The organism is Enterobacter sp. UPMP701, from assembly GCF_053709515.1.
In genome coordinates this window covers 368,912-383,421 of sequence record NZ_JBSKJN010000002.1, presented here as the reverse complement: position 1 = coordinate 383,421, position 14,510 = coordinate 368,912, and the positions used below count along the sequence as shown (strand labels likewise).

At 54.8% G+C, this 14,510-nt stretch carries 12 protein-coding genes and 1 other annotated feature; of the genes, 5 read left to right on the top strand and 7 right to left on the bottom strand.

Features of this window, described 5'->3' with window-relative positions; genetic code table 11:
- Positions 1–80: 80 nt before the first annotated feature.
- The 5 genes from maa to acrA form a co-directional block, all read right to left on the bottom strand.
- Positions 81–632, bottom strand: a complete 552-nt coding sequence (maa, locus tag ACWKXT_RS07330; protein ID WP_454528013.1) for a maltose O-acetyltransferase — start codon at positions 630–632, stop codon at positions 81–83.
- 209 nt (positions 633–841) lie between these two features.
- Positions 842–1,060, bottom strand: coding sequence for an HHA domain-containing protein (locus tag ACWKXT_RS07325; protein ID WP_008499287.1), 219 nt, complete (start codon positions 1,058–1,060; stop codon positions 842–844).
- A 27-nt stretch (positions 1,061–1,087) separates the two neighbouring features.
- A complete protein-coding gene (gene tomB, locus ACWKXT_RS07320; RefSeq protein WP_008499288.1) occupies positions 1,088–1,462 on the bottom strand; it encodes an Hha toxicity modulator TomB in 375 nt (124 codons plus the stop codon).
- 514 nt (positions 1,463–1,976) lie between these two features.
- Entirely contained in the window at positions 1,977–5,123 is a 3,147-nt protein-coding gene (gene acrB, locus ACWKXT_RS07315) for a multidrug efflux RND transporter permease subunit AcrB (RefSeq protein ID WP_454528012.1), read from the bottom strand.
- A 22-nt stretch (positions 5,124–5,145) separates the two neighbouring features.
- Complete coding sequence (gene acrA / locus ACWKXT_RS07310; RefSeq protein ID WP_126326924.1) at positions 5,146–6,339, bottom strand: multidrug efflux RND transporter periplasmic adaptor subunit AcrA; 1,194 nt, start codon at positions 6,337–6,339, stop codon at positions 5,146–5,148.
- Positions 6,340–6,480: 141 nt separating this feature from the next.
- On the opposite strand from acrA, the gene acrR reads away from it, so the two are divergent.
- Together acrR and mscK are read left to right on the top strand one after the other, a co-directional pair.
- Positions 6,481–7,134, top strand: coding sequence for a multidrug efflux transporter transcriptional repressor AcrR (gene acrR, locus ACWKXT_RS07305; protein ID WP_454528011.1), 654 nt, complete (start codon positions 6,481–6,483; stop codon positions 7,132–7,134).
- 113 nt (positions 7,135–7,247) lie between these two features.
- On the top strand, positions 7,248–10,595 hold the full coding sequence (gene mscK / locus ACWKXT_RS07300) for a mechanosensitive channel MscK (RefSeq protein WP_454532077.1): 3,348 nt from the start codon (positions 7,248–7,250) through the stop codon (positions 10,593–10,595).
- Positions 10,596–10,599: 4 nt separating this feature from the next.
- Here the strand turns inward: mscK and rsmS are convergent, their stop codons facing one another.
- Together rsmS and priC are read right to left on the bottom strand one after the other, a co-directional pair.
- Positions 10,600–10,773 carry a pleiotropic regulatory protein RsmS gene (gene rsmS, locus ACWKXT_RS07295; protein WP_006809845.1) on the bottom strand — a complete coding sequence of 58 codons (174 nt, stop codon included), beginning with the start codon at positions 10,771–10,773 and terminating at the stop codon, positions 10,600–10,602.
- A 13-nt stretch (positions 10,774–10,786) separates the two neighbouring features.
- A complete protein-coding gene (priC, locus tag ACWKXT_RS07290; protein ID WP_454528009.1) occupies positions 10,787–11,314 on the bottom strand; it encodes a primosomal replication protein N'' in 528 nt (175 codons plus the stop codon).
- Between the two features lie 50 nt (positions 11,315–11,364).
- Here priC and ACWKXT_RS07285 point away from each other — a divergent pair, with 50 nt between their 5' ends.
- The 3 genes from ACWKXT_RS07285 (at position 11,365) to dnaX (ending at position 14,462) form a co-directional block, all read left to right on the top strand.
- A complete protein-coding gene (locus ACWKXT_RS07285) occupies positions 11,365–11,742 on the top strand; it encodes a DUF454 family protein (protein ID WP_454528008.1) in 378 nt (125 codons plus the stop codon).
- Between the two features lie 151 nt (positions 11,743–11,893).
- A complete protein-coding gene (gene apt / locus ACWKXT_RS07280; RefSeq protein ID WP_000127359.1) occupies positions 11,894–12,445 on the top strand; it encodes an adenine phosphoribosyltransferase in 552 nt (183 codons plus the stop codon).
- Between the two features lie 88 nt (positions 12,446–12,533).
- Positions 12,534–14,462, top strand: a complete 1,929-nt coding sequence (gene dnaX, locus ACWKXT_RS07275) for a DNA polymerase III subunit gamma/tau (protein WP_454532076.1) — start codon at positions 12,534–12,536, stop codon at positions 14,460–14,462.
- Positions 13,792–13,856: a sequence feature (DnaX frameshifting element), on the top strand. It overlaps the preceding gene by 65 nt.
- Positions 14,463–14,510: the final 48 nt, after the last annotated feature.

Genomic DNA, 14,510 nt, shown 5'->3' with positions numbered 1-14,510 from the left:
GCCAATTTTAGGGGAGCCATCAGGCTGAAAAAAGTAACAGTCTGGCGCTAAAAGACCATAACAGTTGACTCCCCGGCACCTTACAGCGTTTTGATGATTTTAGCGGGATTGCCGCCCACGACGACGTTAGCCGGGACGTCTTTCGTTACGACGGCACCTGAGGCCACCACCACGTTGTCACCAATGGTGACGCCTGGGTTAATCACCGCGCGGCCGCCAATCCAGACATTATTACCAATGTTGACGGGTTTTCCGAACTCCACGCCGCTATTCCGCTCCTCCGCATCCAGCGGATGGGTTGCCGTATAAATATGAACGCCCGGCGCGAGCATGCAGTTATCGCCAATATGAACAGGGCACACATCCAGCATTACGCAGTCGAAATTAGCGTAAAAGTTTTTCCCCAGATAAATGTTATACCCATAGTCACAGCGGAAACTCGGCTCAATATAAGCCCCTTCGCTTTGCCCCAGCAGTTCCGCCAGAATGTTCTGGCGTTCTGTTTTCTCATCAGGTGCGGTGTGATTATAGCGATGGATCAAATGGCGCGCCCGCAGCCGGTCGGCGCGTAGCGTCTCATCACCCGGACGGTAATATTCACCTGAAATCATCTTCTGTTTTTCTATGCTCATCGGAAACCTCTCTGGATGTTATTCCGGAAGGGTAATCGCAACCGGCCTGCGAGGGAACGTTCCCGAAAAGCCGATGTGACCAGAGTCACAACATTGTTGCTGATGAGCGCGTTTTACACGGAGACCTGGCTTTCGCACAGGGAGCATAACGGGACAGGTGAATACAACTTAAAACGTGGCGTAGAACCTCTACAGACACACTTCGAAGATTAACGGACAAATTTCCATACAGAAGTAGGGATTTTGTCATATAGCTTATTCATCGTTAGCTCTGCAAGGCGATGGTCAGCGGCTGAATAAAATACCGCCAGTTCATTATCAGAAAGCTCGTATTTATTCTTTTCAATGACGCGTTCGAGTGTGTCAATTGACTGACAACGTCGTAAACGCATCAAATAATCGATTTTTGTGAGTGGTTTATCAGACATAAATTCACCTTAGTAATTGTAATAATTTTAACAGGAAAGACTAACCGGGTTAGCTCTGCTCACGTTGACGAAACAGCGGAATAGCCGGTTTCCCGATTTACGCCATTTTTGCAAATCCTGAGCGTTAATGCCGTAACTGCTGAACAACATAAAGGTGTCGTCCAGGTATTCATCAATTTGCTCAATGAGCTTATTATCTTCATTGTACTTAATTTTATAATTAAGTGCGAAGGTAGCGATATGCTCTATCAGCTCGTTCAACTGTAAATTGATGGCAGACGTTGGGTCGTTTACCCAGCCATGGTTACTTTCATCAAGATTGGCAAGGCAGTCATGGTACAAGGATTCGCAGAGAAATTTCAACTGCGCGATATCATGCCTTTTTGGCGAGTACTCGTCCATAGCGCATCCCCTTCTGAGTGATTTCTTACTCACCGAACAACATTGTCGGGATGGATACAACTGACTTAGCTACATGAGTGCTGTGTTCCTGATAACCTAACTATAAGCCACTCCCTCCTGGATTTCACCGCGCTATTACGAAAAATTACAAATAAAACCGCAGGCTGCGAGCATGTACGCAATTGTTCATCCGGAAACGTACCTTTTTATCGGAATGAACAATCGTTTTTTTTCGCATCCTTACGTTTCATTGACTTAGCTTAAACAATGAGTGGAAGTCCAGATCCGGTATGAAGATTGTCTCAACTTGTTCTTAGGAATATTCCTAATAACAGGTAAAGCGGAGAAATGAATTTAAAAAAATTCTGAATTCACCGATTAAGTTATCAGTTAATTATGATATGTCTGATTAAGGTGGCAGAAAATAAATAGAACCACAATAAGCTTATTTTATGATTTTTTCTGAAAATGAAAAAGGCCGCAAATGCGGCCTTTTTATTATATGAAACCGGTATCAGTGCGGTTCTACCGAATGACTGTGCTCAACATCTTCATTCTTGCGGCTGAAGCGGCGGCGAACCACCACGAAGAACACCGGAACGAAGAAGATAGCCAGTACGGTCGCAGTAATCATACCGCCCATAACGCCCGTACCTACCGCGTTCTGTGCACCGGAACCCGCACCGGAACTGATAACCAGCGGCAATACGCCGAGGATGAACGCCAGTGACGTCATCAGGATTGGACGCAGACGCATACGCACTGCTTCCAGCGTCGCCTCAATAAGGCCTTTACCCTCTTTCTCCATCAGATCTTTGGCGAATTCAACGATAAGTATCGCGTTCTTCGCCGACAAGCCAATGGTTGTCAGCAGGCCTACCTGGAAGTACACGTCGTTGGTCAAACCACGGAACGTTGCCGCAAGCAGCGCACCGATAACCCCGAGTGGAACCACCAGCATAACGGAGAACGGAATCGACCAGCTCTCGTACAGCGCTGCCAGACAGAGGAAGACCACAATCAGTGAAATGGCGTACAGGGCAGGGGCCTGGTTACCGGACAGACGTTCCTGATAGGACATGCCGGTCCAGTCATAGCCGATTCCCGCAGGCAGTTTGCTTGCCAGCTCTTCCATCAGGTTCATGGCTTCACCGGTGCTTCGGCCCGGTGCGGCCTGACCCAGGATTTCCATCGACGGCAGACCGTTGTAACGTTCCAGACGTGGAGAGCCATATTCCCAGTGTGACGTTGAGAAGGATGAGAACGGCACCATCTGACCATTGCTGCCGCGAACGTACCAGTTGTTAATATCGTTCGGCAACATACGGTACTGCGCCTCAGACATCACGTACACTTTCTTCACACGACCACGGTCGATGAAGTCGTTGACGTAGCTACCGCCCCAGGCCGCGCCCAGCGTGGTATTGATGTCGCTGATGGATACACCCAGCGCCTGCGCTTTCTCCTGATCGATGTCGATCTTGTACTGCGGCGTATCTTCCAGGCCGTTTGGACGTACGCCAACCAGCAGATCAGGGTGTTTAGCCACTTCACCAAACAGTTGGTTACGCGCCTGCGTCAGTTTATCGTGACCCAGACCGCCCTGGTCGATCAGCTGGAAGTCGAAACCAGTCGCCGTACCCAGTTCAACAATCGCTGGCAGGTTAAAGGCGAAGACCATCGCATCTTTAATCTGCGAGAAGGTGCCCATGGCACGGCCCGTGATCGCTTCAACTTTATTCTCATCGCCCGGACGATCGGCCCAGTCTTTCAGAGAAACGAAGGCGATACCGGTGTTCTGACCACGTCCCGCAAAGCCAAAGCCGTTAACCGCAAACACGGATTCAACGTTCGCTTTCTCTTTGGTGAGATAGTAGTCCGTCACTTCATCCAGCACCTTCTGGGTACGCTCTTGCGACGCCCCTGCCGGAAGCTGCGCCATCGTCAGGAACACGCCCTGGTCTTCATCTGGCAGGAACGAGCTTGGCAGACGAACAAACAGGAATGCCATCCCCACAACGATGATGATATAGAGCAGCAGATAACGACCGGTGCTGCGCAGGATGTTGCCCACGCTGTCGGTGTAGTGGTGCGTGCTCTTATCAAACATGCGGTTAAACCAGCCGAAGAACCCTTTATGCTCCCCGTGACCGCCTTTCTGAATCGGCTTCAGCATCGTGGCACACAGCGCTGGCGTCAGGATCAATGCCACCAGTACCGAAAGCGCCATTGCGGAAACGATGGTAATCGAGAACTGGCGGTAAATCGCACCGGTGGACCCGCCGAAGAAGGCCATCGGGATAAATACCGCGGACAGTACCATCGCAATACCGACCAGCGCGCCCTGGATCTGGCCCATAGACTTACGGGTTGCTTCCTTCGGCGGCAAACCTTCTTCCGCCATAACACGCTCGACGTTCTCTACCACCACGATGGCGTCATCCACCAGCAGGCCGATGGCGAGCACCATCCCGAACATCGTCAGGGTGTTTATCGAGAACCCAAAGGCCGCGAGGATGGCAAAGGTCCCGAGCAGAACGACCGGCACGGCGATGGTTGGGATCAGCGTCGCGCGGAAGTTTTGCAGGAACAGATACATCACCAGGAACACCAGGATGATCGCTTCTACCAGCGTTTTAACCACTTCATGAATCGAAATTTTTACGAACGGCGTAGTGTCGTACGGATAAACGATCTTCAGACCTGACGGGAAGAACGGTTCCATCTTCTTCAGTTCCGCACGGATCGCCGTCGCGGTGTCCAGGGCGTTAGCACCCGTCGCCAGTTTGATACCCAGACCGGAGGCCGGTTTGCCGTTAAACTTCGCAATGATGTCGTAGTTTTCGCCACCCAGTTCCACTTTGGCTACGTCGCGCAGACGAACCTGCGAACCGTCCTGGTTCACCTTCAGCAGAATTTTGCTGAACTCATCGGCGGAGGTCAGACGGGTTTGCGCGATAATGGACGCGTTAAGCTGCTGGCCTTTCACCGGCGGCGTACCGCCTAACTGACCGGCTGCCACCTGGGCGTTCTGCGCTTTAATGGCGTTAATCACGTCAACCGGCGTCAGCTGGAAGTTGTTCAGTTTGTTCGGATCCATCCAGATACGCATCGCGTACTGGGAACCGAACAGCTGAACGTCACCCACACCTGAAGTACGGCTGATGGCGTCCTTCATGTTGGCGCCCACGTAGTCGGAAATATCCTCCTGCGTCATGGTGCCGTTGGTGTTGATAACCCCGACAACCATCAGGAAGCTGCTGGACGATTTCTCGACGCTCACACCCTGTTGTTGTACTTCCTGCGGCAGCAGCGGCATGGCCAGCTGCAGTTTGTTCTGCACCTGAACCTGCGCGATGTCCGCATCCGTACCAGATTCAAAGGTCAGGGTGATCTGAACCGTACCGGTGGAGTCACTGTTTGAGGACATGTACATCAGGTTATCGATACCGTTCATGTTCTGTTCGATAACCTGAGTGACGGTGTCCTGCACCGTTTTCGCATCAGCCCCCGGGTAGGTTGCGGAGATCGTCACTGCCGGTGGCGCAATCGTTGGATATTGCGCCACCGGCAGCTTCAGGATCGCAAGTCCCCCGGCCAGCATGATGATAATGGCGATCACCCACGCAAATATGGGGCGATCGATAAAGAAATTAGGCATGTCTTAACGGCTCCTGTTTAAGTTAAGACTTGGTTTGTTCTGACTGGCCAGCGGCCGAAGCTTGTTGTTTATCGTCAGATGTCACTTCCTGTGCTTTTACCTGCGCGCCAGGACGTACTTTTTGCAAACCAGTAACAATCACGCGATCGCCATCTTTCAGACCTTCCGTCACCAGCCATTTATCGCCAATCGCCTGGGTAGCGGTGATATTGCGCGTTTCGACTTTGTTATCTGCCCCGACAACCAGTGCGCTCGCATCGCCGCGTGGCGTACGGGTCACACCCTGCTGTGGAACCAGAAGTGCGGTTGGGTTCGTTCCTTCCTCCAGACGTGCGCGAACGAACATACCTGGCAGCAGATTCTTGTCAGGGTTCGGGAAAATCGCACGTAAGGTGATGGAACCGGTGGTCTGGTCGACCGTCACATCAGAGAATTCCAGGGTACCTTCCTGCGGGAACTTGATACCGTCGTTGGTAATCAGTTCCACTTTGGCTTTGCCGTTTTCCTGTTTCAGGGTGCCGTTAGCCAGCTCCTGTTTCAGGCGCAGGAAATCATTACTGGACTGCGTCACGTCAACGTAGATCGGATCAAGCTGCTGAACGGTTGCCAGCGCAGTGGTCTGCCCGTTCTGCACCAGCGCCCCTTCCGTCACGGAAGATTTACCAATACGACCGCTGATAGGGGAGGTCACTTTGGTATAGGCCAGGTTAATGCGTGCAGTTTCGACAGCCGCTTTGGCTGCTACCACGGCCGCATTAGCCTGCTGGGCATCTGCCAGGGCGGTATCGTAATCCTGTTGGCTGATGTACTTCGTGCCGAGCAGTTTCTGGTAGCGGTTCAGCGTCAGCTGAGCGATTTTCGCCGCCGCTTGTGCTTTAGCCAGGTCACCTTTCGCGCTTTCATAAGAAGCCTGATAGGTCGCGGGATCAATCTGATACAGAGACTCACCGGCCTTCACATCGCCGCCTTCGGTAAAGTTACGTTTCAGGATAATGCCGCTAACCTGAGGACGCACTTCCGCAATGCGGTAAGCATTTGTACGGCCTGGTAATTCTGTGGTGATCTGCAGAGGTTCAGATTTGAGTGTCACAACGCCGACTTCTGGCGCCTGCTGAGCTCCTTGTTGAGCTGGTTTGTCGTCACATCCTGTAAGCGCTAAGCTGCCTGAGAGCATCAGAACGACCGCCAGAGGCGTTAACCCTCTGTTTTTGTTCATATGTAAACCTCGAGTGTCCGATTTCAAATTGATCAAGGGTCCTGAGTCTAAAAACCCATTGCTGCGTTTATATTATCGTCATGCTATGGTACATACATTCACAAATGTATGTAAATCTGACTCCTGTAAATTCACCCACCTATGGCACGAAAAACTAAACAACAAGCGCTGGAAACCCGACAACACATCCTTGATGTGGCAATACGTTTGTTCTCTCAGCAGGGTGTTTCTTCAACCTCGCTGGCACAAATTGCTCAGGCTGCCGGTGTGACGCGGGGAGCGATTTACTGGCATTTTAAAGACAAGTCAGATCTGTTCAGTGAAATCTGGGAGCTTTCAGAGTCCAGCATTAGCGATCTCGAGAGTGAGTATCGGGCAAAATTCCCCGACGATCCACTCTCAGTATTGAGAGAAATATTAGTATATATCCTTGAAGCAACGGTAGTTGAAGAGCGTCGCAGATTAATGATGGAAATTATCTTTCATAAATGTGAGTTCGTGGGCGAAATGGCGGTGGTGCAACAGGCGCAACGCAGCCTCAGCCTGGAGAGCTACGATCGCATCGAACAGAACCTGAACCTGTGTATGCAGGCAAAGCTGTTACCCGCCAATTTACTCACCCGCCGGGCGGCTATCCTGATGCGCAGCTACATTTCAGGTCTGATGGAAAACTGGCTTTTTGCGCCGCAATCCTTTGACCTTAAAGAGGAAGCCCGCAGCTACGTGGCGATTTTACTGGAAATGCTACAGCTCTGCCCGACGCTGCGCAGCGACGCGCCTTCGCCCACGGCCTGAGCCCTTTCCAGGATTTATCTCAGAGGCGAACGTTCTCGCTATTCTGCTTCCGAGGAGCGTGATATTCTTCACGCCGGACTATTTTCGGTCATCTGCTGACATTATTCACAACTATGCTGCCCATCAATCGCTCGCAACATCCTGTATTTGCATTGCTCTTTGCTATGCTGTTTTTCTTCTCTACCGCGCCGCTTTCCTGGGCCCGCGCAGATAACAGCACTGATATTCCCTCGCGCAGTGAAATTCAGTCGCAGCTCGACACCCTGAACAAACAAAAAGAGCTCTCTCCTCAGGAGAAACTCACCCAGCAGGATCTGACGGAAACGCTGGAAAACATTGATAAAATCGAGCGCGTTAAGGCAGAAACCACCCAGCTTCGTCAGAAGGTGGCGCAGGCGCCTGAGAACATGCGTAAGGCTACGGAAGCGCTGAGCGCGCTGAGTGACGTCGATAACGACGACGAAACGCGCAAGACGCTCTCCACGCTCTCCTTACGCCAGCTGGAATCGCGCGTCGCGCAATTGCTCGACGATCTGCAAACGGCGCAGTCCGACCTCGCGACCTACAATAGTCAGCTCGTCTCCCTGCAAACCCAGCCCGAACGTGTGCAAAACGCGATGTACGCCGCGTCCCAACAGCTGCAGCAGATCCGCAACCGCCTGAACGGCACAACGGTAGGGGAAGGCACGCTACGCCCAACCCAGCAAACCCTGCTGCTGGTTCAGCAGTCGTTGCTCAATGCGCAAATCGAACAGCAACGTAAAAGCCTGGAAGGGAATACGGTGCTGCAGGACACGCTTCAGAAACAGCGTGATTACGTGACGGCGAATATTAACCGCCTGGAACACCAGCTTCAGCTATTGCAGGAGGCGGTAAACAGCAAACGCCTGACCCTGACGGAAAAAACCGCCCAGGAAGCCGTCTCTCCGGACGAAACCGCCCGCATTCAGGCAAACCCGCTGGTGAAGCAGGAGCTTGAGGCTAACCACCAGCTCAGCCAGCGCCTGATACTGGCGACGGAAAACGGCAACTCGCTGGTTCAGCAAAATATCAAAGTGAAAAACTGGCTGGATCGCGCGCTGCAGGCAGAACGCAATATCAAAGAGCAGATTGCGGTCCTGAAAGGCAGCCTTCTGCTGTCGCGTATTCTCTATCAACAGCAGCAGACGCTCCCCTCCGCCGACGAGCTGGAGGACATGACCAACCGCATTGCGGATTTGCGTCTGGAACAGTTTGACGTCAACCAGCAGCGCGACGCCCTTTTCCAGAGCGATGCCTATGTCGCCAAAGTTGAAGAAGGGCACTCCAGTGACGTAAACCCGGAAGTGCATGACGCGCTGCTCCAGGTGGTGGATATGCGTCGCGAGCTGCTCGATCAGCTCAACAAACAGCTGGGCAACCAGCTGATGATGGCCATTAACCTGCAGATCAACCAGCAGCAGCTGGTCAGCGTGTCAAAAAGCCTGCAGGAGATTTTGACGCAGCAAATTTTCTGGGTGAACAGCAACAAGCCGATGGACTGGGACTGGATTAAGTCCTTCCCGGAAACGCTGAAAACGCAGATTAAGAGCATGAAAATCACCGTGAACTGGGAGAAAGCCTGGCCTGCGGTAATGATTGCTTTCCTGGCGGGCTTACCGCTGCTGCTGATTGCTGGCCTGATCCGCTGGCGTCTGGGCTGGCTCAAAAAATATCAGGCGAAGCTGGCCTCCGAAGTGGGGCAACTGCGCAACGATAGCCAGCTCCATACGCCGAAAGCGATTCTGATCGATCTCATTCGCGCCCTGCCGGTGTGTCTGATTATTCTGGCCGTGGGCCTGATTCTGCTCACGATGCAGCTCAACGTCAGCGATCTGCTGTGGGCGTTCAGTAAAAAACTGGCGCTGTTCTGGCTGGTGTTTGGCGTGTGCTGGAAGGTGCTGGAAAAAGACGGCGTGGCGGTGCGTCATTTCAACATGCCGGCGCAGCTGACCAGCCACTGGCGTCGCCAGATTGTGCGCGTCAGCCTGGCGCTTCTGCCGCTGCACTTCTGGTCGGTGGTTTCCGAGCTTTCCCCGCTGCATCTGATGGATGATGTGCTGGGCCAACTGGTCATCCTGCTGAACCTGCTGCTGATTGCGATCCTGATGTGGCCGATGTGCCGCGACAGCTGGCGTGATAAAGAGTCCCACAACATTCGTCTGGCCACCGTGACGGTGCTGGCGATCATTCCGCTGGCGCTGATGGTGCTCACGGCAACGGGCTACTTCTACACCACGCTGCGCCTGTCCGGGCGCTGGATCGAGACGGTCTATCTGGTGATTGTCTGGAACCTGCTCTATCAGACCGTACTGCGCGGTTTAAGCGTCGCGGCCCGCCGCATTGCTTACCGCCGTGCCATTGCACGTCGTCAGCATCAGGTGAAAGAGGGGGCCGAAGGGGCAGAGCCGCAGGAAGAGCCGACCATCGCCCTGGAGCAGGTCAACCAGCAGACGCTGCGTATCACCATGCTGGTGATGATTGCCCTGTTTGCGGTGATGTTCTGGGCGATCTGGTCTGATTTAATTACCGTCTTCGCCTATCTCGACAGCATCACCCTCTGGCAATACAGCGGCACTGAAGCCGGTGCTGCGGTGATGAAAAGCGTCACCATGGGCAGCCTGCTGTTTGCGCTGGTGTCGTCGGTAGTGGCATGGGCGTTGATTCGCAACCTCCCGGGTCTGCTGGAAGTGCTGGTGCTCTCAAGGCTGAACCTGCGCCAGGGGGCGTCTTACGCCATCACCACCATCCTGAATTACGTCATTATCATTGTCGGGGCGATGACGGTCTTTGGCTCGCTGGGCGTCTCGTGGGATAAGCTGCAGTGGCTGGCGGCCGCCCTCTCGGTCGGTCTTGGTTTTGGCTTACAGGAGATCTTCGGTAACTTTGTCTCCGGCCTGATCATCCTGTTCGAACGTCCGGTACGAATTGGCGATACCGTCACCATCGGTACCTTCTCCGGCACGGTCAGCAAGATCCGTATTCGTGCCACTACCATTACCGACTTTGACCGTAAAGAGGTGATCATCCCGAACAAAGCGTTCGTGACCGAGCGCCTGATCAACTGGTCGCTCTCTGACACCACCACACGCGTGGTGATCCGCCTCGGCGTGGCCTACGGCTCGGATCTGGATAAGGTGAAAGAGGTGCTGCTGAAGGCGGCGGCGGATCATCCGAAAGTGATGCACGACCCTGCGCCAGCGGTATTCTTCACTACCTTTGGGCCAAGCACGCTGGATCACGAGCTGCGTCTGTACGTGCGTGAACTGCGCGATCGCAGCTACACCGTGGATGAACTGAACCGTGCGATCGACCGTCTGTGCCGTGAAAACAACATTAATATCGCCTTCAACCAGCTTGAGGTTCATCTGCATAATGAGAAAGGGGATGAGCATACGGAAGTGAAGCGCGAGATTAAGGGGGACGACCCTGGTCCCGCCTGAACGATTACCCTCTCCCCTCTGGGGAGAGGGCAGGGTGAGGGGGAAGTTTCCCCTCAAAATCCCGCCGCACAATCTCCAGCGCTTTCAGCACCGTCTCCGCCGGGATCGCATGATTCTCCAGCAGCATAATCAAATCGACGGCCAGCTTGACCTCGTCGGGTGCATTTTCCAGTGACATCATTGAGTTCCTTTTATCGGGTCAGGCGTTCAATCACACGCTCAATCTCATCCAGCGCCTGACGGCAGCGGACGATGCGGCCTTCCAGCGCGCTAATCTCGCGCATCAATAGCTGCTGCTCTTCCAGCGTTTCGCTGTTATTCAGCCGCACTTCTCGTTCGCGCTTCATCTCAAACAGACGACGCTCGAACTCCTGGTTCTCCAGCCGCTTGCGCTGCCATTTACCGAGCCCTGGCGAGGCGCTGTCCCAGGCGCGCAGCGGCCAGGCGGCGATTTCCCGGTGCAGGGCGGTGATCTGCTCGGTGAGATGCTCCGCAAGCCACGCCACCTGTTCCTGCTGTTCACTCTCAACCGCGTGGCGAAGCTCGTCAAGGTTGGTCTGCGCCTCGGCAAGATAATCCTGAATGACGGTGCTACGCGTACGAAAAAGCTGCCGGTCAAAGCGCGGCTTCAGCGTGGCGTGCCCCACTAGCGGTGTAGCCTGCTCCCGCAGAGCAATCAGCTGATTTTGCAGCCTCTCAAGAAGCAGTGCTGTTTTCAAGGCGCTCTCCAGTGGTAAAGTAGCCGTTCAGTTTGATAACGATTCGCATTATGAAGCGTACTATTTTAATCATCATTGGCTGGCTCGCGGTAGTGCTTGGCACGCTGGGTGTGTTTTTACCCTTACTGCCGACCACGCCGTTTATCCTGCTGGCGGCCTGGTGCTTCGCCCGCTCGTCGCCGCGTTTTCACCACTGGCTGCTTTATCGCTCATGGTTTGGCGGCTATCTGCGGCACTGGCAAAAACATCGGGCCATGCCGCCTGGCGCGAAGCCCCGCGCGATCGCGGTGATCTTAATAACCTTCGCGGTTTCATTATGGCTGGTGAAAATGATGTGGGTGCGCATCCTGCTGCTTTTTATCCTCTCCTGCCTGCTTATCTTTATGTGGCGGATCCCCGTGGTTGATGAAAAGCAACAAAAGCACTGAAGCTTCATCATGGCTGTTGCAATTATTGCGTACAGCCAGTAAATTCGACCGTTTTCGAGCACAGGCGCGCCTGGTTAAAGGTTAAACAATTGTTACCTTTACCGACTCGTTGCGCGCCGTGAGTAACACTGTTTCATTTAGGCACAAACCGATGACCGCAACTGCACAGCAGCTTGAATATCTGAAAAACAGCATCAAAAGCATCCAGGACTATCCAAAGCCTGGCATTCTTTTCCGTGATGTCACCAGCTTGCTGGAAGACCCGAAAGCGTACGCGCTCAGCATTGAACTGCTGGTAGAGCGTTATAAAAACGCCGGGATCACCAAAGTAGTAGGTACCGAAGCCCGTGGCTTCCTGTTCGGCGCACCGGTTGCGCTGGCGATGGGCGTGGGTTTTGTGCCGGTGCGTAAGCCGCGCAAACTGCCGCGTGAAACCATCGCTGAGAGCTATGAGCTGGAGTACGGCACCGATCAGCTGGAAATCCACGTTGATGCCATCAAGCCTGGCGACAAAGTGCTGGTGGTGGACGATCTGCTGGCAACCGGCGGCACCATTGAAGCGACCGTGAAGCTGATCCGTCGTCTGGGTGGGGAAGTGACCGACGCGGCCTTCATCATCAACCTGTTCGATCTGGGCGGCGAACAGCGCCTGGAAAAACAGGGCATTACCAGCTACAGCCTGGTGCCATTCCCGGGGCATTAATCCCGGTTTTCACAACCTCGCTCAATGGGTGAGGTTGTGATAGCATTCCCCTCCATAAATTCACCTTCCAGCGTTGCAGAGCCTGCCCATGAGTTATCAGGTGTTAGCCCGTAAATGGCGACCACAAACCTTTGCTGACGTTGTCGGTCAGGAACATGTGCTGACGGCCCTGGCGAACGGCTTGTCGCTAGGTCGCATCCATCACGCCTATCTTTTTTCCGGCACCCGCGGCGTCGGTAAGACCTCTATTGCCCGTTTGCTGGCGAAAGGTCTCAACTGCGAAACCGGGATCACCGCCACGCCGTGCGGCGTGTGCGATAACTGCCGGGAGATCGAGCAGGGGCGTTTTGTCGATCTGATCGAGATCGACGCCGCCTCGCGCACCAAAGTGGAAGACACCCGCGATCTGCTCGACAACGTGCAGTACGCCCCGGCGCGCGGCCGCTTCAAGGTCTACCTGATCGATGAAGTCCACATGCTGTCGCGCCACAGCTTCAACGCCCTGCTGAAAACGCTGGAAGAGCCGCCCCCGCACGTGAAATTCCTGCTGGCGACCACCGATCCGCAAAAGCTGCCGGTCACCATCCTCTCGCGCTGCCTGCAGTTCCACCTGAAGGCGCTGGACGTTGAACAGATCCGCTCTCAGCTTGAGCACATTCTTGATGAAGAGAAGATCGTCCACGAGCCGCGTGCCCTGCAGCTGCTGGCCCGTGCGGCGGACGGCAGCCTGCGCGATGCGCTAAGCCTGACCGACCAGGCGATTGCCAGCGGTGACGGCAAGCTCTCCACCGAGGCGGTCAGCACCATGCTCGGCACGCTGGATGACGATCAGGCGCTGTCCCTTATCGAAGCGATGGTTGCCGCCAACGGCGAACGCGTGATGTCGCAGGTGAATGCCGCCGCTGCCCGGGGTATCGAATGGGAAGGGCTGCTGGTTGAGATGCTCAGCCTGCTGCACCGCGTGGCGATGCTGCAGCTTTCTCCGTCCGCCATCGGTGCGGATATGGCCGCCATTGAACAGCGGATGCGTGAACTTGCCCGCACCGTGCCGCCTGCCGATGTGCAGCTGTATTACCAGACGCTGCTGATTGGCCGCAAAGAGTTACCGTTCGCGCCGGACCCCAGAATGGGCGTTGAAATGACGCTGCTGCGCGCGCTGGCGTTCCACCCGCGCATGCCGCTGCCGGAGCCTGAAGTGCCGCGGCAGTCTTTCGCGCCGGTCGCCCCTACGGCGGTGATGTCGCCGCAGCAGGTGCCACCGCAGCCGACGCCGCCGCCACAGCAAAACGTGCCGCTGTCGGATGCCACCAGTTCGGTGCTTGCCGCACGCAGCCAGCTGCAGCGTGCGCAGGGAGTAACCAAACCAAAAAAGAGTGAACCGGCAGCGCCAGGAAGAGCGCGGCCGGTGAACAACGCCGCGCTTGAACGACTGGCCTCGGTAACGGAGCGCGTACAATCGCGTCCGGCACCGTCCGCGCTCGAGCAGAAAGCCCCGGTGAAAGAAGAGGCTTACCGCTGGAAGGCAACTACCCTCACCGAAACGGTGAAGGAAGAGGTCGCCACGCCGAAAGCGCTGAAAAAGGCGCTGGAGCATGAGAAAACGCCGGAGCTTTCTGCGAAGCTTGCCGAAGAGTCCATTGCGCGCGACGCCTGGGCCGCCGAGGTCAGCAAACTCCAGCTGCCGAAGCTGGTCGAGCAGGTCGCGCTCAACGCCTGGAAAGAACAGGACGGCAATCAGGTGCGTTTACACCTGCGTCCGGGTCAACGGCACCTCAATTCCCCTGGCGCGCAAAAGGCGCTGGCCGAGGCGCTCACCGCATTACAGGGCGCGCCGGTTGAATTGACTATCATTGAAGATGATAATCCGGCAGTGAAAACGCCGCTCGAGTGGCGTCAGGCCATTTATGAAGAGAAGCTCGCGCAGGCGCGCGAGGCGATTATTGCGGATAACAACATTCAGACCCTGCGCCGGTTCTTCGACGCCGATCTGGATGAAGAGAGTATTCGCCCCATTTGATCGTGAGTCTGACTTACGGTTGTAATCCTTAAACGTGAAAGAAGAGAG